The sequence below is a fragment of the Sorangium sp. So ce1335 genome (assembly GCF_051521615.1).
Classification (GTDB): domain Bacteria; phylum Myxococcota_A; class Polyangia; order Polyangiales; family Polyangiaceae; genus Sorangium.
On the sequence record NZ_CP150363.1, the window covers coordinates 10,176,380 to 10,199,386 of the forward strand.

Consider the following 23,007-nt stretch of genomic DNA (forward strand, 5'->3'; position numbering starts at 1 on the left):
TGGCCCACGCCTGCTGCGCGGACCGCCTCGAGGCACGTCGAGCGCGTCCGCGTGTGCCTTCGCTTCGAGCGAGCCTGCGCTCGCAGGCTCGCTCGGGCCGCGTGCTGGGATCCGCTCCGACGGCAGCTGAAGCGATCGCCGGCGCCGTCTTCAGCCGGTGTCGGCCGCTCGCACGGAGCAGCGCTCTGCTCGACCCGCTTTGCTTCGGCGATGCGCATTTTTCCTCGTGAAACCCGAGCGCAGACGCCACGCCGCGCCTCCGCTCTCGCACGCTCGATGGATCTCACCACGGCACATGCCTTGCTGAAATTCGAGCCGTATGTCCCTCACGGCGATCCTGTTCGGTCGGCGGCTGGCCTCGGACGAGGAGGAGAAGGAACAGATAGGATCGTTCTCCGGAATCCCGGTCCTCGGGCTCGACGCGCTGGCATCCGCGTCGTACGGGCCCGAGGCCGCGCTCACCGTCCTCCTTCCCCTCGGCGCGCTCGGGCTGCGCTACATCGTGCCGCTCAGCGCCCTCGTCATCACGCTGCTCGCGATCGTCTACGTGTCGTACCGCCAGACGATCGAGGCGTACCCGAACGGAGGCGGATCGTACATCGTCGCCAAGGAGAACCTCGGCACCAATGCGGGCCTCGTCGCCGCGGCGGCGCTGCTCCTCGATTACGTGCTCAACGTGGCGGTCGCTGTCTCCGCGGGCGTGGGCGCGCTCGTCTCCGCGGTGCCCGCGCTCCTGCCCCATACGCTGAGCCTCTGCCTCGGCGTCCTCGTCCTGCTCACCGCGGCCAACCTCCGCGGGCTCCGCACCGCAGGGCTCGTGTTCATGGCGCCGACGTACGCGTTCCTCGGCTGCCTGTTCGCGGTGATCGCGATCGGCATCGGCAAGGCGGTCCTGCAGGGAGGCCACCCGGCGCCCGTCGTCGCGCCGCCCTCGGTGCACGCCTCGCTCGGCACCGCGAGCCTCGCGCTGCTCTGCCACGCCTTCGCGAGCGGGTGCACCGCGATGACCGGCGTGGAGGCGGTGAGCAACGGCGTCCCTGCGTTCCGCAAGCCGAGCAGCGTGCAGGCGCGCCGGACGCTCTCGTACATCGTCGCTTCCCTCGGCATCCTGCTCGCCGGGATCGCCATCCTCGCGAAGGCCTACGGCATCACCGCCACGGTGCCGGGCCAGACCGGTTATCAGAGCATCCTCTCGCAGCTGATCGGCGCGGTCGTCGGGCGCGGCACGTTCTACTACGTGACCCTGACCGCCGTGGTCGCGGTGCTGCTCCTCTCCGCGAACACGAGCTTCGCCGACTTCCCCCGGCTCTGTCAGCTCCTCGCGATCGATCGCTTCCTGCCCGAGCCCTTCATCCACCGCGGCCGGCGCCTCGCCTTCTCCTACGGCATCGGCGTCCTCGCCGGGCTCTCGGCGATCCTGCTCGTCGTCTTCCAGGGGATCACCGACGCCCTCATCCCGCTCTTCGCGGTGGGGGCCTTCCTCGCCTTCACGATGTCGCAGTCGGGGATGATCGCGCACTGGTACAGGGTCCGCGGCAAGCGCTACCGGTTCCACCTCGCCGTCAACGCCACCGGCGCCACGGCCACGGCCGCCACGCTCGTCGTCATCATCATCTCCAAGTTCACCGAGGGGGCGTGGGTCTCGGCCCTGCTCGTGCTCGGGGCCTTCCTCATCTTCCGCGGCGTGCGCAGGCACTACGCGCAGCTCGACGAGGCGGTCCGCGCCCACGAGCCGCTCGACCTCACCCCGCCGCCGCCGCCGATCGTGGTGGTCCCGATCCGGCGCTGGGACCTCGTGGCGCAGAAGGGGCTCCGCTTCGCGCTCCAGCTCTCGCCCGAGGTCTACGCGCTCCAGGTGCTCCTCGACGATCCCCGCGTCGAGGACCTGAGCGGCGAATGGCGCGAGCTCGTGGAGGAGCCCGCGAAGAACAAGGGTGTCCCGGCGCCGCGGCTGGTGGTGGTCCGATCCCGCTACCGGCGGCTCTTCCGGCCGCTGCTCCGCTTCGTCACGACCGTCGCGCACGCTCACCCCGACCGGCAGGTGGCGGTCGTCGTGCCGGAGGTCGTCGAGTCACGTTGGTACCATTACCTGCTCCACAACCACACGGCGTCGATCCTCAAATGGCTCCTGCTCTTCCGGGGCGGGAACGGCGTCGTGATCGTCAACACGCCCTTCTATCTGTACGACGCGCCGAAGGCAGCTTGACCGTCGCGCCGGGGGCGCCGCTGCGCCCCCACCTACCTCGCGAGGCCGGCGCCCCCGCCTGAAGCGCTCACCCGCCGTCCGAGCGCTCGAGGACGGCGCCGGAGAGGCGGACGGCAGGGCCTCACCACCACGACCGCTCCCGCGCGAGCGACACGATGGCGGCCGACAGCTTGTGCGGGTCGTGCCGGATGAGCTTGCCGCCGGACAGCAGATCGGCCGGGACGAGGAGGTCGGGCGGGAGCGGCCTGTCCGGCGAGGTCACGACCGGCTCGGAGCCGGTGGACGCATACTCCCGGAGGCTCGCGGAGGGCCAGACGTCGTTGAACAGCACCGCGTCGAGCCGCGCCTCGCCCAGGTACATCGCGATGGTCCCCACGAAATCCTCGACCGTGTAGCCGGGCGTCTCGTTGGCCTTCGTCATCAGGTTGCACACGAACAGCGCGCGGGCGCGGCTCGCCGCGATCGCCTCGCGCACCCCTTTCACGAGCAGGTTCGGCACGAGGCTCGTGTAAAGATCGCCCGGACCCACGATGATGAGATCGGCCTCCGCGATCGCCTCGAGCGCCGCTGGATAAGCCTCCGCCTCCGGATCCAGATAGACCGAGAGCACGGGCGCATCGAGCATGTCGGAGAGGTTGTCAATCGACGCTTCCCCCCGGATGGTCCGGTCGTTCTCGAGGTGCATGACGAGATCGACGTGGTCCATCGTGACCGGCAGGACGCGGTTCTTCACCGAGAAGATCTCGTGCAGGCGCTCGACGGTGAGCGGCACCGAGCCGGTGATCTCCTGCACCGCGGTGAAGATCAGGTTGCGCAGCGTGTGCCCGCCGAGGCTCCCCGAGCGGAAGCGGTGGCTGAGCAGCTCCTTCAGCGCCTCCGGGTGCTCGGACAGCGCGACGAGGCAACGCGTGAAATCGCCGGGGGGCAGGAGACCGTACTCGTCCCGGAGCCTGCCGGAGCTCCCGCCCGAGTCCATCATGGTCACGATCGCGGTGATCCGGGCGCTCAGGTGGCGCAGGCCCGTGAGGAGCGTGTAATGGCCCGTCCCCCCTCCCACGGTCACGATCTTCGGCGTCGCCATGGTGGAGCAGGCTACCATGCGGAGCAGCGGCGCCGACACCGGCCGTCACGCGGCCGAGATCGCGGCGGGCGGGCGCGGCGCGCACTTCGCGAGGCGGCTCGACGCGACCGCGTGGTATGCGGGCGCGATCTCGGCGCTGAAGCAGCGCCGCCCCGCGGCGAAGGCGGCCACCGCGACCGAGCAGAGCCCGCCGAACGGCTCCCAGACGACGTCGCCCGGATCGGACGACGCCCGGATGATTCGATCGAGCAGCTTGAGCGGCTTCTGGTTGCCGTGGACCGCCCGCGTCTCCTCCTTGAAGCGCTCCGGGCCGCGGACCGCGGGCTCTTGCCACACGTTGGTCACCCCGACCTCGCAATGGAACTTCGCCCGCAGGCTCGCCCATTCATGGCCCGTCAGCGGCCGCTTGCCGTCGATCGAGAAGTAGGGTCGCCCCTCGGGGCGGCCGTGCGCGTTCGCGAACGCGACGATCTGCTCGAACGCCGAGGCCGGCGGGTAATACCAGAGGTGGCACTGGGTGAAGTACTTCCTCGTGGCGGCGTTCTTCACGCCGCACGCCTCGTTCGTGTGGCGCAGCGGCAGGCCCGATCGCTCCCACTCGCGCCGCAGCCAGGCCTTGAGGGGCAGCCGCGCGCCGCCGGACTCCAGGAGGACCTTGCGCACGTACTGCACGCACACCTCGCTCACCACCGGGAACTTGCGCAGCGTCCGGGTGTTCGCGTTGCCCGCCACGTGGGCGATCCCCTTGTCCCAGACATGGCAGCTCCGGTAGTCCCAGCCGTGCTGCTCCAGCAGCGGGTGCACCGTCGCCCAGCCGATCTCCGTCCCCCAGAACCAGAGGGTGGCCGACGGCAGGGCGCGCTCCGACCAGGCGGCGACGTGGGGCGCGTACCACGCCGCGAGCCCCTCGTGCGTCGGCGGATCGCCGGGAAACCCGGCGACGCCGTAGGCGCCGTCGGAGACGATCACCGTGGGCCTCGGCCAGGAGGCATAGTGATCCATCGCGTCGCCGAGCGTCAGGACGGGGCGGAGGTCGGCCGATAGGCGCTTCGCGGAGTGCACGCGGCCATCCAATCGAAATGCGCAGATCTGTCAACAAAACGGCGGAACTCCGCCCCGGCGAGCCGGCGCCCCTCGGCGGGCGCGGCGCGCGAGACCGCTACCCCCTGCCCTCCGGGTAGAGGTGCTCGACGAGCGCCTCCGCGAGATCGTCGTAGAGCTCCCCCTCTCCCTCCATCCGCCGGAAGTGGCCCGCTGCCTGATCGTACACGTAGCGCACGAGCGTGCGGGGCTGGCCGTGCTTCTCCGTCGTCATCACCATCGCGCCGATGTCGCGCTGCCACTCGACCGCGATCTCGGCGTTGCGCGGCGGGCGCTGCAGGCGGAACTTGCCGGCGCTGTCGCGCCAGACGCGCAGGCCGGGCATCGCGTTCTCGCCGGTGAGATCGCGGGCCAGCCGCTCGACCATCTTCAGGCCCTGGCGGTTCAGGAGCGCCTCCCCCGACGGGGCGATCTTCTCCTGAAGCGTCTTCGCGAGCGCCTGGAGCTTTTGACGACCGCGTTCTTCCGACATCCGGCGACCATACCACACCGCCGCGCCAACCGTCGACACCGGGGCCCCACGTCGATTCCGGCCTCCGCGCTGTGGCCCTGCCGTCCGTCACCACCTCGCCCTCGCCGCGCCATGCGCTCGCGGTGGGCGCCGGCGCGCGCCTCTATGAAGACGTGATCGCATGTCGCCCTGAGGAGACGGCCTGTGGAAATGGAGGGAATCATACTCGAATAGAATCGTGCAAAAATGGAGTATCGCTGTCACGGGACGATTGTAGAGCTCGTACGACCGGCGTATGTTCGGCAGCTTGGTGCGCGACTTCGCTTCGCCGGAGCTCCGCCGCGACGCCCGCGGGGCCGCCGGCCGACTGTGACCATCCCACGCGGAACCATCGACTCCACACGGGAGGAGAACATGAATGCAATGAAGCGCATGAGCTCGCGATCCGTCGTTCACGCGCTCCCCGCCGTCGCGCTCGCAGGGCTCGGCCTGCTCGCGCCGCGCACGGCAGAGGGCCAGTCGTCCGAGGGCCCCGGCCACCTCTACTGGGCCGACACCCTCGTGACCCACATCGCTCCCGAAGACAACGAATATGGAGGCGGCACGACCTACGTGAGCTGGGCCGGCATCGGAGGAGCCACGGAGTACCGGAGCCGCAGCTTCTGCACGTCGTTCGTGACGCACGTCCTCAAGCAGGCCTATCAGCTCTCGACGTACGACATCAACACGTGGTTCGGCAGCATGAGCCCGAACGCCATCCGGTACCACGACACCATCGTCGAGGAGGTGGGCTTCGAGCAGATCCTGACGGTGGACCAGATCGAGGCGGGCGATATCGTGGCGATCGAGTATCCGGAGGGGAGCTCGGCCACCGGGCACGTCGCCATCGCGGCGGGGGCCGCGGCGCCCCGAGCGGCGACCCGTCCGTACGTCTCCGGGACGATCCAGTACGAGCTCCCCGTCCTCGACTCGAGCACCACGGGCCACGGGCTCACGGACACCCGACGAAACGTCGACGGCACCTGGCACGCGGGCGTCGGGAGGGGCGTCATGCGCCTCTACGCGAATGGCAGCGGCTCGATCGTGGGATACTCCTGGAGCGCAGTATCCGGTTCGACGTATTACTCGAAGCAGGTGCGCGATATCGTCGTCGGCAGGATCACCGAGCCCTATATCGCGCTGCCCTTGCCGCAATAGCGGCTCGCGCTGCGCCGGATGAAGATCAAGAAGACCGCCAGGGAGGCGGGGGACTTCAGAGCCGTCTCGTCCGGGCGGCCCAGGCGTCCTGGCCGTCTCGTCGCCCTCGTCCGGCGGCGCTTCAGCGCGAGCGCGTCCGGCCCGCGCCGCGGGCCACGCGGCGGAGCGCCGGGGCGCACTCCAGCAGCTCCGCGTCGAGATCGAGGCCGTCGAGCATCGCCTGGGTCGCGGTCACGCCAGGCAGCTCGATCTCCGGCGCCCACGCCGCGACGTCCATGAGCTCGCCGCCGACGACCTCCGACGCGCGCATCAGCACCTGACCTGCGTGCAGGCAGACGTTCACGTGCACGCGCGCGTCGCGCCCCTTGCGGTGGCGGAGCTCGCGCTCGAGCAGCAGGGCGGTATCGACGATGTCCCGCCGCGACGCCCGGTCCGAGGCCTCGGGGGCGGCGAGCTCCCGGAAGAACAGCAGGGAATTGCCCGTCTCCAGCGCCGCGGTGAAGCCCCTCGCGGACAGGAAGCGCGACGCGAGCGGCAGGACGTCGTCCATGTCGGCGAGCAGCGCGTCGTCGGGGTCCTCCATCGCGCCGCAGTCGGCGAGCACCTCGACGTGGACCGCGCCGACGCGGCGCTCCTCGGGGCTCCCGGGCAGCGGCAGGACGCTCGTCCGCCCCGCGGCCACGGCGGCGCGGAGCCCCTCGATGAACTCCGCCGCCGTCTGGTAGCGCTGGGCGGGATCCTTCGCCATCGCGCGGAGCACCACCTCGTCGACCTCGGGCCCCACGGGCGCCTCGCGGCTCGGGCTCGGCGGGTGCACCCAGAGGTGCATGTGCAGGAGCGTCGCGAGCGTGGCGTCGAGGAACGGGAGCTTGCCTGTCACCATGTAATAGGCCAGCGCGCCGAGCGCGTAGACGTCTGTCCTCGCGTCCGCCCGCTGCCCCCGGATCTGCTCGGGCGCCATGCACGCGGGCGTGCCGAGCAGGTGAGTCGGCGCCGTGATGCCCGGCCCCGCGTCGTCGAGGACCTTGGCCACGCCGAAATCGAGCAGGACCACGCGCGGCACACAGTTCTCCTGGGCGATGAACACGTTCGACGCCTTGAGATCGCGGTGCACGATCGCGCTCCTGTGGACCGCCGACAGCGCCTCGCACACGGGCTCCAGGATCTCGAGCGTGTCCTCTGCGGAGAGCCTGCCTCGAGAGCTGATGTACGACTGGAGATCGACCCCGCTGAGGAGCTCCATCGCGAAGAACGGCCGGCCTCCGTCCATCTGCCCGCAATCGAGGATGCGTATCACGTTGGGGTGATCGATCCGCCGGATCGCCTGGATCTCGCGCTCGAAGCGCACGACCGCCTCGCGGGTGAACAGGAGCTCCGGGTGGAGCACCTTGACCGCCGCGCGCTTGCCGCTCTCCGCGTGCGCGGCCTGGTAGACGACGCCGAAGCTGCCGTGAGCGATGCTCTGCTCGACGACATAGTCGCCGACCCGGCTGCCGCGGGGGAGCATCTGCGGGCGGCCCGACGACGCGGGCGCATCACAGGTCTCGACGCAGCGCAGCGCGCCACCGAGGGTGTCGTCACACGCTGTGGTGGGCGAGGCGCTCCCGTCCGACGAGGCTTGCAGGGGCGCACCGCCCTGCGTCAGGACCATCGAGCGAACCGTCTCTTGCCACACCCTCGCGGAATAAGCACACCCCGTTCCATCGAGATCGCCCGGGCGGACGAGGCGCTCGTCCAGGGCGCCGGACGGGGTAAGCTCTGGCCCGAGGAGGCAGATTGCCCCGCTGTCCGGTCTGTCATCGCCGCGTCGCCGGCGCGAAGCCCTGCCCGCGCGACGCGTGGCTTCCGCCGAGCCGCCCGCGCGACGCCGCGCAGGATCCCGCGCCGTCGTTGCCCGGTCTGACGCCGCGGCGGGTCATCGGCGCCGGCGGCTTCGCGACGGTGTGGGAGGCGGCGCGGGCGGAGGGCGGCGAGCCGGTGGCGCTCAAGGTCGGGCGGTGGGCGGGCCCGCTCATGGCCGAGCGGTTCCGGCGGGACGCCGAGGCGCTCGAGCAGGTGGGGCCGCCGCACGTACCCCGGATGCACGAGCACGGGACGCTCGCCGACGGGCGGCCGTTCATCGCGATGGAGCTCCTCCGCGGCAGGACGCTCGCCGACGTGCTCGCGGACCTCGAGGCCCCGCCCGCCGCCGCCGACGTCGTGGCCACGGCCGCGGCCCTCCTCGAGGCGCTCGAGGCGGCGCACGCGAAGCGCGTGATCCACCGCGACCTGAAGCCGGAGAACCTCTTCGTCGCCGAGGGGGGGCAGCGCCTCGCGCTCCTCGACTTCGGCCTCACGAAGCACGCGCGCGCGCAGGAAGCGCAGGGAGCTCAGGGCACGCAGCGAGGCGAGGGCCTGACGGCCCGGGGGACGATCGTCGGCACCCCGGAGTACATGGCGCCGGAGCAGATCCGCGGCGATCCGGTCCAGGACGAGCGCACGGACATCTATGCCTTCGGCGTGATCCTCTACGAGCTGCTGACGTTGCGGCTCCCGTTCGCCGGCGATCGGGGCGAGATCGAGCACGGGCACCTCGCGCTCCGTCCCCCTCGCCCCCACGAGTTCGCGGCGGTGCCCGAGGAGCTGGAGCGGATCGTGCTGTCCTGCCTCGCGAAGGAGCCCGAGCGCCGCCCGCGCGACGTCGCCGCGCTGCGGAGCGCGCTCGCGCAGGCGTGCCCGACCGACGCGCAGCCCGCGCCGAACGCGCAGCCCGCGCGCGGCGCGCTGCTCACCGACGGACGGCAGCCCGCGGTCGTGCTCGTGGCCGAGGCGAGGAGCGCGTCCGCGGTCGTGATGAGCGCCGTGACCGCGCGCAAGGGGTTCGTCGCGAGGCAGCGCGGGGGCCGGCTCGTGTGCGTGTTCTCGGGCGTCGACGCGGACGATCCGGTGAGCGCCGCGATCGCGGTCGCGCGCGAGATCGAGGAGCGGCACGCGGGGCGCGCGGCCGTGCACATCGCCGGGCTGATCGTGCGCCGCAAGGAGCAGGGGCCGCCGGCGGTCTACGGCCCGCCGGTCGAGCAGCCGGACGCCTGGATGCCGCCCGGGAGCTGGGGCGGCGTCGTGCTCACCGCGGACATCGTGCGGGCGCTCCCCGAGGGCGAGCTCCGCGGCGCCTCGCGCGACCCGACGCTCTCGCGCGCGCCCGGCGCGGGGTTCTACCGGCTCGCCGCGCGGTCGCAGCACCCGCCGACCCCGGCGAGCGCCGCGCCGCTCGTCGGCCGCGACGAGATCCTCGGCGCGCTCGCGGTGAGCATGGAGGCGAGCGTGTCCGGCGCGAGCCCTGGCCTGTTCACGCTGATCGGCGAGGCGGGCCTCGGCAAATCGCGCCTCGCGGACGAGGCGGCCCTGCTCTTTCTGCGCATGCAGGAGCGGGCGCAGGTCATCGCGCTGCGCGCGGCGCAGCCGCTCGCGGGCGAGCGCGCGTCGAGCGAGCTGCTCGCCCGCGTGCTCGAGGTGGACGCGGGCGCGCCGCCCGCGGATGCGCGGGCGTTCTGCGCGGAGCGGCTCGGCGACGAGCTCGCCGAGGAGGCGTGGAGGGCGGTGGCCGCGGCGCTCGGGTGGATGCCGCCGGAGCAGGCCGGCGCGTCCCCGCTGTCGCTGCGGCAGAGCACGATGCGCGCGATCGCCGAGGGGCTCCAGCGGCGCGCGCGCGAGGCGCCTGTCGCGGTCATCCTGGACGACGCGCACTGGGCCGACGACGCGGCGCTCGACGCGCTCGAGTTCGCGACGCTCGACGCGCCGGGCTGCCGCCTCTGGGTGCTCGTCGCGGCGCACCCGCGGTTCGAGGACATGCGCCGGAGCTGGGGCGCGCGCGCCGAGCGGCACGAACGCGCGGCGCTCGGGCGGCTCTCGGAGCAGGACGCGATGCGGCTCGCCGCCGCGCTCCTCCTGCCCGCGGAGTACCCGCCCGAGGCCGCGCTCCGGCAGCTCGCGCGCTGGTCCGGGTACAACCCCTCGTGCCTGACGGAGCTCGTGCGCGCGCTGAAGCGCGCCGGCGCGGTGCAGCAGCGGCCGACGGGGGCCTTCTACGTGGCGACGGCCGCGCTCGATCAGCTCCCGCCGCTGCCGGCGTGGCAGTGGCTCGCCGCGCGCCGGCTCGACGCGCTCTCGCCCGAGCTCTCGGCGTGTGTGCGGCTCTGCTCCGCGCTCGGGCCCGATTTCACGCGGGAGGAGGTGGAGGCGATCCAGGACGCGATCGAGGAGGCGGGCGGGGCGAGCACGCCGATGGACGCCGGGGTCGGCCTGGGCGCGCTGTGCGGGCTGGGCCTGCTCGTGCGCGGCGAGCGCGGGATCCACGCGTTCGAGAGCGCGACGTTCCGGGATGCGGTCTACGACGCGCTCGCGCCTGCGCAGCGCCAGGCCATCCACGCGCACGCGTTCGCGTGGTGGCGGGGGCGCGTGGCCCCCGGCGCGTCGGACCTGCGGGCGCTCGCGCACCTGGCGCGGCACGCGGCGGCGTGCGGCGAGCGCGCGCCGGCGGCCGCGGCCCACCTCGCGCTCGGCGATCGGGCGGCGGCGACCCACGACAACGTCGAGGCCGACCAGCGTTACACGGCCGCGCTCGCGCTGCTCGACGAGGGCGACGCGCGCTGGCGCGCGCACGCGCTCGCCGGCCGCGGCAAGGCGCGCTACTGCCTGCACCGGATCCCCGAGGCGCTCGCGGATCTCGCGCTCGCGCGGGAGCTCGCGCGCGAGCTCGGCGACGGCCGGCTCACCGCCGAGCTCCTGTTCGAGGAGGCGACGGCGCTCGACCACGCGACCGACTACGCGGCGTCGGCGAGGCGCGTGGACGAGGCGCGGGCGATCGTCGAGCGCCTCGGCGATCGGAGGCTGGAGAACCGGCTGCTCATGGCGCTTGGCCGCTCGTGCTGGCGGCAGCAGCGGGTGGCGGAGGCGATCGAGCTCCTGGATCGCGCCTCGGCCGGGGCCGGGGCGGAGGGCGACCGGGAGACGCGGGTGATCGCGCTGCTCCTGCTGGCGATGGCGCTGGTGATCGCGGGGCGGCTCGGCGAGGCGGAGGCGCGCTTCTGCGAGGTGATCGCGCTCTCCCGGGAGATGAACGACCGGCTGCACCTCTGCTCGGCGTACGCGAACCGCGCGTACCTGTGGGCTGCCCTGAGCGCGCCGGAGCGCGGGCTCCAGGACCTGAGCCGCGCCGTGGAGCTCGCGCGGGAGATCGGCAACCCCGGGCCCGAGCATGTGGCGACGCACAACCTTGCCGAGCTCTTGCACTGGTGCGGGCGCGAGGACGAGGCGCTTGCGCTCGCGCGCCGCTCGCGCGTGCTGGACGAGCGCTTCGGGGAGCGCGCGGCGCCGGACGACGCGCTGCTCATCGCGCGCATCCAGGCGGCGCGCGGCGAGCTCCGGGAGGCGGCGCGCGCCGTCGCCTGGGTCGCCGACCAGTGCCGCCCCGACGCGTCGGCGCCGGCGCCGTTTGCGCTGTTCCGCATGCTGAAGCTGGTGCTCGCGGCGGAGGGGCTCCGCGTGCCGTCGGCGGAGGACCTGGAGGACGGCTGGGACGCGCTGACGGAGTTCGCGGAGCGCACCTTGCCGGTGGAGGAGCTCCTCGAGGTGCTCTACTTCCACGCGCGCACCGCCGCCTCGGTGGGGCGTCACCGAGAGGCGTCCGCGGCGCTCGCCAGGGCGAGGCCGGTGCTGGTGGCGTGCCGCATGTGGCAGCCGCGCTTCGAGGCGGTCGCGGCGCTCTTGCCGCGGTGGCCCGAACCGACCGAGGATGGCGCGCCCAGGCAGCAGGAGTGACGAAAGCTGCGCTCGGGTGAGCGTCGGGGAGACGGTGCAAATCGCCTCAGCGTGGCGAGAGCGTGTCGCGGCGTAAAGCTTCAGGAAGGCGTTCGCGGGTGAGAATCCGCGAAGAAACGATGCAATGGGAGGAGGGGTCGATCGGGGGCTCCTTACGCTGTGGCATTTTGCCTCAGCAGCAGAGAGGGAGGGGCGCCGACGGGCCCTGCCGAGCTCTGCCGAGCTCAACCTCGGCCGTGCCAGGCTCTGCTGTCTGCCGTCCTGAGCTTGCCGAGCTCAACCTTGCCGAGCTCAACCTCGGTGCTGACAGGCTTTGCCGGACGCAGGCTCAAGCCGGGTTACCAGGCTCCGCAGGCGCAACCCGGGTCACCCTTATCGGGGTCACCCTTATCGACCCGGGCAATCTCGGCGGGCTGGGCGGCCCGGCCAGACGGGCCGCTGAGGACCGGCGGAGCGGCCGGAGCTCAACCTGGGTCGGGTGGGACGGATGAGGTGAAGCGGGCGCAGTCAGGCGTGGCCCGACGATTGCAAGAATCATGGGAAACCCCACGGCACTCGAAAAGAGAGGCGACCCCATGAACCTCAGCGCCCGACGAATGGCTCTTGCGATTCCCTGCCTTGTCCTGTTCGGCTGTGCTTCCAGCGTCGATCCAGCCTCCGAGGAGGCCGTGGGCACGTCGGAAGAGGCGGTTCTCTCGTCGAACCGCCTTTCGATGAATCGCCTCTCGATGAATCGCCTCTCGATGAACGGTCTGTCGATGAGCCGCCTCTCGGCCGACGGACGGGAGTTGGCCACGACAGACCTGCTGCAGGATGAGGATGGTCGTGAGCTCCTTCGCTATACCATCGGCTGCGCGCTTCCCGAGGGGAAGTCGCTCGTCGGAACGGTGGGCTCCACGACGTACCGGTTCGACGGGCGGATCGGCCTTGCGCCCGATTGGCTGAGCGGTCCTCTGCCCGAGAAATCCCAGCGCTGGGTCACGGCGTGCCTGCTCGCGCACGTGAACGGGTACGGCGTCGAGGTGGCCATCTCGCTGCGGGGCCAGCATACAGCGCTGACAACCGACACGGCAGAACGGCGCACCTTCCAGCAGGAGGAGATCTCCTTCTTCGGCAACGTATTCCAGCCGCTCGGCCAGCGTGACGAGCTTGGCGACATCGGCTCTCGCATGTACGCGTGCGGCGGCGCCTTGCTCCAGATGTCGTGCGCCGACGACGAGAGCGCCTTCGTGCCGGAGCGGACGTGCGCGTCGAGGGAAGACTGCAGCCTCCGCTTCCTGGGCCCGTGTCGAGATCTTACGGCCTCAAAGACCAGCGTGTGCAAGGACGTCTCCCTCGAGGGTTACAGGCGCTGCGAGGCCCCGACGACCATGACGCCGGGCAGGTCCAGGACGACCCGCTACGACGAGGTCGTCACGGTGTTCCTGCAGCGGCCTGACTTCTCGGCTTTCTATCCGCTCTGCACGCCCTTGTTTCCCTGATTGCGCCCGCCTGCTGCGGCGTGCAGCCCTGGTCCGTGAGGCGACGCATCTCCGTCGTGACGTTTCCTGCTCCGATCAAGCCGAGGCGCGCGACTGCCCGAGGAACGAGGCCCCCCTGAAAGTCGGCGGTCCTTCGGTCCTTCGTCCCGGGTTGTTGCCTCCCGTGCCATTCGACTGGACGCGCCGCCAGCGATTGCGTGTACGGGCATACCGGTTGCAGGCTGCTCGCCCCTGGACCACGGTGGAGGCCTGAAGGGCCAATGATGGCTCTGGTATTTCACGGCCCAAAGCGTGGCAGCGTGGGCAACGTCGACAACCGGCTCTGGTGCGGGCGCAACCAACGCGATCGTGCGGGTGACGAGCACGGCGATCCGCGGTTCCGACCTGCATGTCTACAACGGGATCATTCCGCAAGGAATGCCGCTCGTGCTCGGGCACAAGCTCATGGGCATCGTCGACGAGGCGGGGAACGACGCGAGCACACTCCGCCCGGAAGGCCGCGTGACCGTGCCCTTCGCCATCGCGTGCCGGGGTGGCTTCTTCGGCGAACGTGACCTACCGGGGTACTGCGAGCGCCCCAACCCCGAGCGCTCCAACCCCGGACGCTACGGCCGGAAGGGAACGTCATCAGCTCAAAGGGCGGTGGGCTCTTCGGATATACCGACCTTCATGGGGTATATCATGGCGGCCAGGCTGGGTACGCCCGCGTACAGCTCGCGGACGTGGGTCCGCGCAAGATCGATGCCGATGTAACGGACGAGCATCCCTGTTCCTGACGGATCTCCTGACCGTCTGCACGGCCGTCGACTGGGTTGCCATGCAGGGTGGAGGGACGGTGGCCGTCATCGGCGGCGGTCCCGTGGGCCCCATGGTCATGAAGGGCGCCTGGGTCCGGGGCGATGAAGGATGGTCGAGTGAATGTCGCGCTCACGCTCTGAGCGTTCGAACGCGACTCCGTATCGCAGACGCGATCAAACCAATACATGATGCGCACCCGCAGAGCGCAGCCCTGCTCATTCACTGGGTCTCGAACAGCATTCGATTCCATATCGGCGTTCTCTCGCCTCGCGACGTGCCTGCTCGAATGCGCTACACAACGAGCACAGGTTCGCGCACGGACGCGCCGTGGAACACGCGCATCCACCACGTCTCTGCTGGGAACACTGCGGTACGCAGACCCGCGCGCCATTGTTCGAGCGCTTCGCGGTACGCCGCGCGAAATGCCCGTACAGCAGCAGCCGCGATTTTTCTTGCGTCCGCGTGTCCTCTTCCTACTGCGAACGTCGGATTAAAACCACGTGGCGGTTCCAAGGATGTCGCGCGTTCGTCAGGCGAGATCCTGCGCACACGGTCCGGACCGAGGAATCGAAGCCCCTTGCAGTGCATCGAGGCGTGCGCTTCCGCCTCCTGTCGCTCGAGCTCTACAGCCACCTCGCGCCGGAAGGCGCCCGCGTCATCGTCCGCGACGGCGGGCGGAAGCGTGAGCGCGATGGCAGCCTCCTCGGGCCATGCTGGGTTGCTCGGATCGAAGTAGACGTCGGGACGCTTCGCCCGCAGCACGCCACGACCGAGCTCGCGGACGAGGACCTTCGCCCCCGGCCACTCCCGCGCATGTCGCACGAGCCCCGCCCCCACCGGATTCGCCAGGGTATAGGAGATCTTCTCCACGACCGCGGCTCGTGTCATGAGCCGCACCACGCTCGTCGCTTCCTGGCCCCATACCGGGCCCTCCCAGGCTCGAATCGCTTTGGTCCCCAGCGCGACGAGGCGGTGAAAGAACTGCAGGAAATGCGGGAGCGCGCCTTCTACGTCTGTGACGACGATGTGCAGGTGCGTGGACATTGCGCATAAAGCGTGCACGCGAATGCCGTAGCGCTTCGCCGACACGGCGAGAGCATAGACAATCAACTGGGTGATCGCCGCGTCGGGTCGGAAGAGCAGATGCCGACGCAGCGCGCGTCGCGTCAGGAGATACGTGGCACCGGCTACGATGGCGCGAGGCTGGCTCATGGCCGCCAATAATGCCAGGGGCGTGCCGGGGCCTCGCGCGAACGATTTCGCGTACCTGGCGATTCGATGGATCTGGCGGCCGCCACCCCCATCCGCCACTTCCGCCAGGCAAGGCCGCTGAGCGGGTGGGCGAGCCAGCACTATCTCCGGGATGCGCTGGACGCCCCGCTGCCGAGAAGGCTCGTCGGGCAAGCATACACGCCGGGACGGCGGCTCCCCCCCGGGGAGTACACTGGGAGGAGCGGTGGCGTCCCCACGGGAGTGACCGATTTGTACGCAACGTAGGTCAGGTCCTCAGGCAACCTGGGTCAGGTCCAACAATGCCGTCATGGAGGGCCCTCCGTTTCCGGTTGACATCTGGCACGGCACATGGATCAACCACATTGCGCGCGTTCATGGTTGTCGATCTCGTGCGATGCTCTCGCCCGCCACGCTGCTGGAGAACTTCCATGCACCGAACCCTCCTCGCCCAAGGCCTTGTGCTCTCGCTCTCGCCGATCGGGTGCTCCACCAGCCCGAAGCTCCCCGAGGCCTACGGCAAGGCGGTCGTGACCGTGGACGGGCGGGAGTTGGTCCTTGACACGGGCGATGACGGCAAGCAGCCTGTCCCCAGATTCGACGACGGCTGGGACGTTGACTGCTCTCTCCTCAATGGAGAAACCAATCTGGAGCTGGTCGACCACTCGAAGGGCAGGAGGGGCTTCTACTACCTCGATCTCCACCTGCTCAGCAGCAAGCGCAGAGGCGGCGACGATGCTGTCGTGAACATGCGAATGTACGTCGACGATGATCTTTTCTATGGCTCATGTCCGGCCACGCTCCGGACGTCGCAGCGCGAGCCGCACGAATGCAATTTCTCCTTCGCCGACTGCGACCTGCATCTGCTCGAGAGTGACCAGGACGTTGTCCCGGCGCGCCTCGAGCTCGCTTCATTCCATTTGAAATGGTGCTTCGTCCCGTGAGGGGCCCGAGCGCGCGGTGAGCTCCCGCGCCGCGCGGCGTCGCTCAGGGCGAGCAGCGCCGCCCCAGCTCCCGTCACGGACCGGGAGGCACCGCGGCCGGGCGCGAGCCTGGCCGGACGCCACGGCGGCTCCCGAGGCAGTGCTGGCCGCCGCGCCGGCCTGCGGGTACACATCGAGAGCATGGCGGATACGTCTACCCGGCGTAGGTTCAGCGCCGCGTTCGCTCGCTGGTCTCGCCGCGTCCGGCGCCGCCTCGCGCTGGAGCTGGTCCTCACCGGCGCCGCCGCCGGAATGGTCCTCGGCGCTGCTGGCGCAGCGACGGCGTGGCAGACGCGGCACGGCGCGCTGCGCCCCTGGATGGCGGCCGGCGGGCTGATCGGCGCCGCGGCAGGCGCAGCAGCGGCGCGCCGACGCCGGTGGTCTGACCCGAACGTGGCGTTGTTCCTCGATGGCAAGCTCGGCTCCTCCGAGTCGATCTCGACGGCCGTGGAGCTCGCAGCCGCCGAGCCCACCGGGGTTGGCGGGCCCGGGGGCACCGCGTCGGCGGCGCACGACGTCGTGCTCGCCCACGCCGCGGCGGCCCTCGAGGGGGCGACGGCGCAGCAGGTCCGCGCGCGGCTGTGGCGCCCCTGGCACGCCGGCGCGCCGCTCGCCGCCGTTCTCATCGGTTATCTAAGCTGGCTCCCGCTGCCGCCCGCCCCCGCGGCAGCGGCGCCCCCGCCGGGGGCCGAGCAGGTGCGCCTCGCCGAGATCGCCGGGCTGGAGCGGGTGATCCAGCTCGCCGAGATCGACGCTCGGGACGGAGAGCAACGCGAGCGCCTCAAGAAGCTCGCCGAGGACGCGAAGGCGCTCCGGCAAAAGCTCCGGAGCGGCGTCGAGCGCCGCGAAGCGCAGGCGGACATCGGCAGGCTCCGCGACGCGATCACGGCCGAGCGCCTCTCGCTCGGCGAGGGCGAGCAGCGCCAGGGGATGGAATCGGCGCTCGGCAGGCTAGGAGAGGAGCCCGCGCTGAAGCGCGCGGCGAAGGCGCTCGGCGATCGCGACCTCGTGGCGTTCGACGAGGAGATGGAGCGGCTCGCCAACAGGCTCGAAAAGGAGGACCGCGAGCGCGCCAGGAAGACGCTCGAGGAGGCCGCCGAGGCCGCGAGGCGGGCCGGCGCCCCCGGCGTGGCGAAGGCGCTCGAGGAGCAACGCAAGCTGCTGGATCAGCGGGGCCAGGAGGCCGACAAGCTGCGAGAGCTGGCCGAAGCGCTCGGTGAGGCGCTCGACGACGAGGGGCGCGAAGCGCTCGGCAACCTCGGTCGCACCGGGAGCGACAAGGACGCGCGAAGGCTCGCCGACAGCCTCGAAAAGGCGCTGGAGAAGCTGAGCCCCGAGGAGCGCAAGCAGCTCGCCGAGCGCTTGAAGCAGCAGCTCGCGAGCTCCCCGGGAGACGCGCGCGGGGAGCCCACGTCGGAGGAGCAGATGCGCCAGCTCGCGCGGCAGCTCGAGACGCCCGAGGGGCAGCAGCAGCTCGAGGAGCACCTGCGCCGGCTGGCCCAGGAGGGAGGCCCGAGCAGCGAGGAGTCGGAGCGCCAGCGCGCGCTCGACGACGCGCAGCGCGGCGCAGACGAGGCCGAGGGGCAGCTCGGGGGGACGCCTCTCCCGACGCCGGTCGCCGGCGGGTCGGGCCGCTCGGGTTCGGGCAGCGGAGACCCCGGTCAGGGCGGACAGCAGGGCTCGCCTGCGGGCGGCTCCGGTAATCAAGGGCCCGGGCAGGCAGGCCACTCGGAGGGAGGCGGACGGGGCAACCACGACGGGCAGACCGGCGCGATTGCCGGGGGCGAGCTGCGCTCACGCGCCAGCGCCAGGCTCAACCCGGGTCGGCCGATGCCGGGGATCGTGATGGGCCGGACCGCAGGGCGCCCGGGGGACACCGCGAACGTCCAGGGCGAGGGAGCGCTCGGCGTCGTGGGTCCCCAGGAGGTCGGCGGGGTCGAGCGCAGCGATGTGCCCGAGGAGTACCGCGAGCAGGTAGGACGCTACTTCCAACCACGGTGACCCGCCGCGTGACCCGCAGCACGGGACGCGGGCGACAGCGCATTCCCTGCGCTCCGAGGACCGACCCGCTCGCGACGGCCGGCGGCGCCGTGGACCTCGGCACGATCGCCGGCGCGCGCGGCGCCGGCTAGAAGCTCGCGCCGAGAAGCAAGCCCTTGGCCTCGGGGGTCACGAGGGGCGCGGCGTGAAAGCGGGCGAGCCCGGCGGTCGGGCTCGGCGTGCGGCCCGATGTGGTGAGCGCGTACACGGCGGTCCCGGCGAGCGCCACGCCGCCGCCGATGAAGCTCCAGAAGGAGATGTTGGCGAGCGTTGTCTGCGAGTCGCGCCGCTCCAGGCGCCTCTCACTGCGGGACGGCTCCCCTTCCGCGGACCTGCCCTTCGCCGTGGAGAGGATCGCGAAGGTCACCCCCGAGGCGACCCCGAGCAGCCCGACCGCCCCCCCCGTGACCACCAGCGGGATGTTCGGGCCCGTGTCGAGGCTCAGCGCGATGCGCTGATCCGAGCCCCTCGCCACGAACAGCGACGTCGACGTCCTCGCGCCCCCGCGGCGCGCCTCGATGGTGCGCTTGCCGGGGTCGACGAACACCTGGGCATCGAGGGGCGATTGCCCGATGAGCTTGCCGTCGAGGAGCACCTCGGCGTCATCGACGTTCACGCTGATCCGGAGCGTACCGACCTGAGACTTGGCCTCGGCGAGCCGCTTCTGCAGGAAGCTCCTCTTCTCGACCTTCTCGCCGAGCGGAAATGTCTCGAGCGCGTACAGGAGGTGCGCGGCGGCCTCGCGAGGCTGATTCACCTCCAGCTCGACGTTCCCGAGGTTGCCCGCGACGTCGAAGCTCTGCTGGAGATCCCAGGCCGCCTGGTATCGCGCCTCGGCCTCGACGAACCGCCCCTCGTCGTAGAACAGGTTCCCCTCCCGGTAGAGTTGCGCGGCGCGCTCGCCCGCGCGCGAGGTCGCAGGCGCGCCATCGGTCGGAGAGCTGGGCATCAGCCGGGCCTTGCCGGTCGCGCTCGCGGCGCTCGGCCCGAGGAGAACCGCGGCGCACATCAGGAAGAGAGAAGGGAACTTCAAGAATGACTTTCGCATGATGGATGCCGGCAGGATTGCAATCCGGAGAGGCGACTCCTCAGGGGAATGGACGCGGGGGGGCGGTCGTCCCCGGGGGCGCTGAAGGCAACGCAGCGGGCACAGACGGCAGGGGCTGTGGTGAGCTCGGAGGAGTGTTCGCGGTCGGCTCGTAGACGTCCTCCGGCGTCGTCGGAGGCTTCGGGGGGCGCTTGGCCTGCGGCGCAGGACGCGCCGTGGGCGGACGGGTTGCGGCCACCGGCGCGGAATGCGCGTGCGACGCGCTCGGCGCCGGCGTGGCCGATCGCACCGGAGCGTCCGGCGCGGCGGGAGGAGGCGGCTGCTCAGCGACGGGCGGCGGCTGCTCGACGGTGACCACCGGGGGTGGGACGGCCGGGGGCGGCGGATCGGGCGGCGCGCTCGGCGCAGCGGTCGCGGCGCTGGGCTCGGGCGCTGGCCCGCGGGCCTCGTCGGCGCGCGCCGCGTCGTGCGCGGCCGGCGGATTGGCGGCGCGCCACAGCACCCAGAACCCCGCGACGGTCGCGCTCCCCAGAAAGACGAGCAGCGCGAACAGACCGAGCGGTGCTCCGCGGCGGCGCGACGCGAGGGCCGCCGCGGCGGCAGCGGCGGCGGGATCGGGCCGCGCGGCGTTCGGCGGCATGCCCGGACGAGGAGCGGCGACGACGGGCTGGGCGGCGGGCGCAGCGTGTGGCCGCTGCTTCCGGGGCTCTTCGGGCGGCGGCCAGACGCCGCTGCCCACGCCGACGCGCGCCGTGCGCACGCCGCCAGGGCGCATGCCGCCCGGCCCCTCGGGGGCGCCCGGCGGGGCGGGCATGCCGTGCACGGGGATCCGGCGCATCGTCGGCCGGTTCCGCTCGTCGACGCCCTTCAGCAGCGACGGCGCCACCTGGATCTTCTGCAGATCCATGGCCTGGTGCTCGCGGTTCGGGGGCAGGGTGACCGGCGGAACATACACCTGCTTGTCGCTCGGCCCCGCCTCGCGGTCCTGGCGGCGGCGCGGCCTGGGATCGCCCCAGGGCATCGCCCGCTCGACAGGCGGCGCTGCGACGGGGCCGGGCGCCCCCTCGTCAGGCCTGCGGCGTGGATCCTGCGAGAGCGCGCGCTGCTGCGCGAGCAGAGGGTGCTCCTGCGGTACGAAGTTCGGCGTGTCGTACCCGCGCGACGGCTGCTGCGGCAGCGGCGGCGGATGCGGCTGCGGAGCGGCGTCGCTCGCAGCGCCCTGCCCCGCCGGCTGCCCTGGCGAGCTCTTGTTCGCGTTCCTGTTGGTCATGCCTGCCCCTCTCGCCACGCGCAAAAGCCGCGCAGCTGCCCCGCGTGGGCAGCAGCGCATCGAGCAACCGGTCCAAGGCCCCGCAGTGTCATGGGCGCGCTCCCGAGGCGATCTGCATCGACCGCTGCTCTGCAGCAGGCGCGGCGGGCGCCGTGGCCGCGCGCCGGCGAACGCGAGCACGCCGCCGGCCAGCGTCGAACGTGCGCTGGGCGGCGCGCCACACATCGGAGCTCACTCGGGGGCAGGGCCACAGCATAGCCCCGAAGATACCCCACCCAGCCGTCGCCACCACGCACCCAAGCATCACGACCCCTCCGCAGCGATACAACGGCGGGCGCCAGGAATCACCGACATCGGGCCCCGCTGCCGTCGGGGGCGTGACAGAGCCATCCGATGCGGGACGCGTCGGCGGGCGGGACCTGGGCTGCGAGCACGGCGCGGCCGCGCGGGCCGGCCGAGCACGCAGTTGACCCCGGCTACCATCGCGCCGCCGTCCTGGAAGACGCGGGGGTGTCCATGGCTGGCGAGGTCGTGTCTCCCTGGATGCAGCGGTTTCAATTTTTTGCATTCTTCCTGAAGCCGCCAAGCTGCCCCCGCACCCAGGTTGAGTCGCTTCCCGCTCCACGCCGCACCCCCACCCAGGTTGAGCCGGCCGCTGAGTTGAGCCGGCCGCCATCTGCGCCACGCCGCGACGCCGCGCCGCACCCAGGTTGAGCGGCAACCATCCGCACCCAGGTTGGGTCCCTCCCGGTTGGGTCCCTCCCCGGCCGTCCGCCCACCCGAAGATCGAGCGCCCACCCAGGTTGAGCGCCCACCCAGGTTGAGCGCCCGCCGGTTGAGCGCCCGCCGGCCCATCCACCGCTCGCATGGCAGCCCCCTCGTCGCGCGGGGTGAGATTCCCGCAGCCGTCGCTGCGACGCCATGGCCGCCCGGTCAGCCCACAACGCTCACCAGGAACGCCAGGGCGAATCCGAAAAGCACCACGCTCAGCACCAGCATCGCCATCACCGCGCGGCTCGGCTCCGCGGCTGCTGGCCGTCGTCGCGCGCGCCTCCCCCCGGTCCCGTGAACCCCCGCGGGTCGCGGCTGCGGAGGTCGCGCCGTGGGCTGCCCCGTCCCGCCCGGCGTCGTGAGGCCGAACGCCTCCACGGTCGCGCTCAACGTCGGTGCGACCACCGCGCGCACCGGCGGCACCGTCAGCGGCGCCGTCCGCTGCCAGCGCAACTCCGGCAGCGCCAGCGGCGCCGTCCCCGCGCCGCTGCCCAGCACCGCGGCGATGCGCGACAGCTCCACCGCGAACGCCGTCGCGTCCGGGAAGCGAAGCTCCGGGTGCTTCTCCAGCGCCCTCATGACCGCCCGGTCGAGCTCCGGTGGCACCGGCCGCGGCGCATGGCGGGACGGCGGCGCGGGGACCTCGCTGGCGTGCGCGCGGAGCAGCTCGTGCACAGGCCTCACGTGCTCGAACGGCCCGCGGCCGGCGAGCAGCGTGTAGAGCACCACGCCCGCCGCATACACGTCGGTGCGGGCGTCGACGGCGAGCCCGCAAGCCTGCTCGGGCGACAGGTAGCGCGGCGTGCCGACGAGCACCCCCTCCTCGGTCTGATAGAGCGACGGCGCCGGCGCCCGGCCATCCCCGCCCGGCGCCACCACCTTGGCGATGCCGAAATCGAGCACCTTCACCACGCGCCGCCCCCGCTCGTCCGCGTCGCACACGAACAGGTTCTCGAGCTTCACGTCGCGGTGGACGATGCCCGCGCCGTGCGCCGCCGCGAGGCCGGCGAGCGCCTGCGTCACCAGGTCGAGCGCCTCCAGCGCTGGCAGCGCGCCGCGCGCCTCCAGCTCCTCGCGCATCGTCCGGCCATGGAGCCGCTCCATGACGAGGAACGTCCGCCCCTCGGCCGTCCGCCCGAAGTCGGTGACCGTCACCAGGTTGGGGTGAGCCAGCCGCGCCAGCGACTGCGCCTCGACGCGCATCCGCTCCACCTGGCGCGGCTCGCGGTTGAGATCGCGGTGCAGCAGCTTCACCACCACCGGCTTGTCGAGCCCCACGTGCGCCGCCTCGATCACCTCGCCCATCCCGCCCCGCCCGAGCCGGCGCACGGGCCGGTACGGCGTGCCGTACAGCAAGGTGTCGCTCAGCTCGGGCTCCGCGCATCGGCGGTCTTCGTGCGAAGGCAAAGCCATCCTCCGCGGGCCGAGGTGGTGCCGCCGTCGTGACGCGACGCGAGGATCGAACTCCCCCCTCGCTCCCGGACCTCGAGCGCGCGAGCGCCCTTTTCACACGCCCTCCGGGAACGCTCAAGATTTCGACAGATCCGCGCG

General features: G+C 71.9%; 15 protein-coding genes. 7 read left to right on the forward strand and 8 right to left on the reverse strand.

Translation table 11 applies throughout. The features are described from left to right. The first annotated feature begins 319 nt into the window (after positions 1–319). Complete coding sequence (locus WMF24_RS38065; RefSeq protein WP_437732355.1) at positions 320–2,206, forward strand: APC family permease; 1,887 nt, start codon at positions 320–322, stop codon at positions 2,204–2,206. A gap of 121 nt (positions 2,207–2,327) precedes the next feature. On the opposite strand, the gene WMF24_RS38070 is transcribed toward WMF24_RS38065, so the two are convergent. The 3 genes from WMF24_RS38070 to WMF24_RS38080 form a co-directional block, all read right to left on the reverse strand. Further along, positions 2,328–3,287: a gluconeogenesis factor YvcK family protein gene (locus tag WMF24_RS38070; protein ID WP_437732356.1), complete on the reverse strand. Its 960-nt coding sequence runs from the start codon at positions 3,285–3,287 to the stop codon at positions 2,328–2,330. 45 nt (positions 3,288–3,332) lie between these two features. Then, positions 3,333–4,091 carry a DNA methyltransferase gene (locus tag WMF24_RS38075; RefSeq protein ID WP_437738904.1) on the reverse strand — a complete coding sequence of 253 codons (759 nt, stop codon included), beginning with the start codon at positions 4,089–4,091 and terminating at the stop codon, positions 3,333–3,335. Positions 4,092–4,446: 355 nt separating this feature from the next. Then, entirely contained in the window at positions 4,447–4,860 is a 414-nt protein-coding gene (locus WMF24_RS38080) for a hypothetical protein (RefSeq protein ID WP_437732357.1), read from the reverse strand. A 411-nt stretch (positions 4,861–5,271) separates the two neighbouring features. Here WMF24_RS38080 and WMF24_RS38085 point away from each other — a divergent pair, with 411 nt between their 5' ends. Then, complete coding sequence (locus WMF24_RS38085; protein ID WP_437732358.1) at positions 5,272–6,036, forward strand: hypothetical protein; 765 nt, start codon at positions 5,272–5,274, stop codon at positions 6,034–6,036. Positions 6,037–6,157: 121 nt separating this feature from the next. Here the strand turns inward: WMF24_RS38085 and WMF24_RS38090 are convergent, their stop codons facing one another. Beyond that, entirely contained in the window at positions 6,158–7,687 is a 1,530-nt protein-coding gene (locus tag WMF24_RS38090) for a serine/threonine-protein kinase (protein WP_437732359.1), read from the reverse strand. 125 nt (positions 7,688–7,812) lie between these two features. On the opposite strand from WMF24_RS38090, the gene WMF24_RS38095 reads away from it, so the two are divergent. The 3 genes from WMF24_RS38095 (at position 7,813) to WMF24_RS38105 (ending at position 14,069) form a co-directional block, all read left to right on the forward strand. Beyond that, on the forward strand, positions 7,813–11,835 hold the full coding sequence (locus WMF24_RS38095) for a serine/threonine-protein kinase (RefSeq protein WP_437732360.1): 4,023 nt from the start codon (positions 7,813–7,815) through the stop codon (positions 11,833–11,835). A gap of 575 nt (positions 11,836–12,410) precedes the next feature. Further along, positions 12,411–13,316 (forward strand): hypothetical protein, encoded by a 906-nt coding sequence (locus WMF24_RS38100; protein WP_437732361.1) that lies wholly within the window; start codon positions 12,411–12,413, stop codon positions 13,314–13,316. Positions 13,317–13,664: 348 nt separating this feature from the next. Next, on the forward strand, positions 13,665–14,069 hold the full coding sequence (locus WMF24_RS38105) for an alcohol dehydrogenase catalytic domain-containing protein (RefSeq protein WP_437732362.1): 405 nt from the start codon (positions 13,665–13,667) through the stop codon (positions 14,067–14,069). Positions 14,070–14,405: 336 nt separating this feature from the next. On the opposite strand, the gene WMF24_RS38110 is transcribed toward WMF24_RS38105, so the two are convergent. After that, positions 14,406–15,326, reverse strand: coding sequence for a transposase (locus WMF24_RS38110; protein WP_437732363.1), 921 nt, complete (start codon positions 15,324–15,326; stop codon positions 14,406–14,408). Positions 15,327–15,775: 449 nt separating this feature from the next. Between WMF24_RS38110 and WMF24_RS38115 the strand changes: the two genes are divergently transcribed. Together WMF24_RS38115 and WMF24_RS38120 are read left to right on the forward strand one after the other, a co-directional pair. Next, a complete protein-coding gene (locus WMF24_RS38115) occupies positions 15,776–16,288 on the forward strand; it encodes a hypothetical protein (RefSeq protein ID WP_437732364.1) in 513 nt (170 codons plus the stop codon). Between the two features lie 180 nt (positions 16,289–16,468). After that, the gene (locus WMF24_RS38120) at positions 16,469–18,328 is read left to right on the forward strand and encodes a hypothetical protein (protein ID WP_437732365.1); all 1,860 of its coding nucleotides are present in this window, start codon (positions 16,469–16,471) and stop codon (positions 18,326–18,328) included. Between the two features lie 127 nt (positions 18,329–18,455). Here WMF24_RS38120 and WMF24_RS38125 read toward each other — a convergent pair whose 3' ends face one another. The 3 genes from WMF24_RS38125 to WMF24_RS38135 all read right to left on the reverse strand — a co-directional run bounded on the left by WMF24_RS38125 (position 18,456) and on the right by WMF24_RS38135 (position 22,812). Then, on the reverse strand, positions 18,456–19,400 hold the full coding sequence (locus WMF24_RS38125; RefSeq protein ID WP_437732366.1) for a hypothetical protein: 945 nt from the start codon (positions 19,398–19,400) through the stop codon (positions 18,456–18,458). Between the two features lie 55 nt (positions 19,401–19,455). Continuing rightward, a complete protein-coding gene (locus WMF24_RS38130; RefSeq protein WP_437732367.1) occupies positions 19,456–20,685 on the reverse strand; it encodes a hypothetical protein in 1,230 nt (409 codons plus the stop codon). A 933-nt stretch (positions 20,686–21,618) separates the two neighbouring features. Next, positions 21,619–22,812: a serine/threonine-protein kinase gene (locus tag WMF24_RS38135; RefSeq protein WP_437732368.1), complete on the reverse strand. Its 1,194-nt coding sequence runs from the start codon at positions 22,810–22,812 to the stop codon at positions 21,619–21,621. Positions 22,813–23,007 lie beyond the last annotated feature (195 nt).

Excerpts from the sequence above, each read along its gene's own strand:
- WMF24_RS38090 (WP_437732359.1), bottom strand. The coding sequence starts at position 7,687 with ATGGTCCTGACGCAGGGCGGTGCGCCCCTGCAAGCCTCGTCGGACGGG.
- WMF24_RS38110 (WP_437732363.1), bottom strand. The coding sequence starts at position 15,326 with ATGAGCCAGCCTCGCGCCATCGTAGCCGGTGCCACGTATCTCCTGACG.
- WMF24_RS38070 (WP_437732356.1), bottom strand. The coding sequence starts at position 3,287 with ATGGCGACGCCGAAGATCGTGACCGTGGGAGGGGGGACGGGCCATTAC.
- WMF24_RS38120 (WP_437732365.1), top strand. The coding sequence starts at position 16,469 with ATGGCGGATACGTCTACCCGGCGTAGGTTCAGCGCCGCGTTCGCTCGC.
- WMF24_RS38085 (WP_437732358.1), top strand. The coding sequence starts at position 5,272 with ATGAGCTCGCGATCCGTCGTTCACGCGCTCCCCGCCGTCGCGCTCGCA.
- WMF24_RS38100 (WP_437732361.1), top strand. The coding sequence starts at position 12,411 with ATGAACCTCAGCGCCCGACGAATGGCTCTTGCGATTCCCTGCCTTGTC.
- WMF24_RS38065 (WP_437732355.1), top strand. The coding sequence starts at position 320 with ATGTCCCTCACGGCGATCCTGTTCGGTCGGCGGCTGGCCTCGGACGAG.
- WMF24_RS38080 (WP_437732357.1), bottom strand. The coding sequence starts at position 4,860 with ATGTCGGAAGAACGCGGTCGTCAAAAGCTCCAGGCGCTCGCGAAGACG.
- WMF24_RS38130 (WP_437732367.1), bottom strand. The coding sequence starts at position 20,685 with ATGACCAACAGGAACGCGAACAAGAGCTCGCCAGGGCAGCCGGCGGGG.
- WMF24_RS38115 (WP_437732364.1), top strand. The coding sequence starts at position 15,776 with ATGCACCGAACCCTCCTCGCCCAAGGCCTTGTGCTCTCGCTCTCGCCG.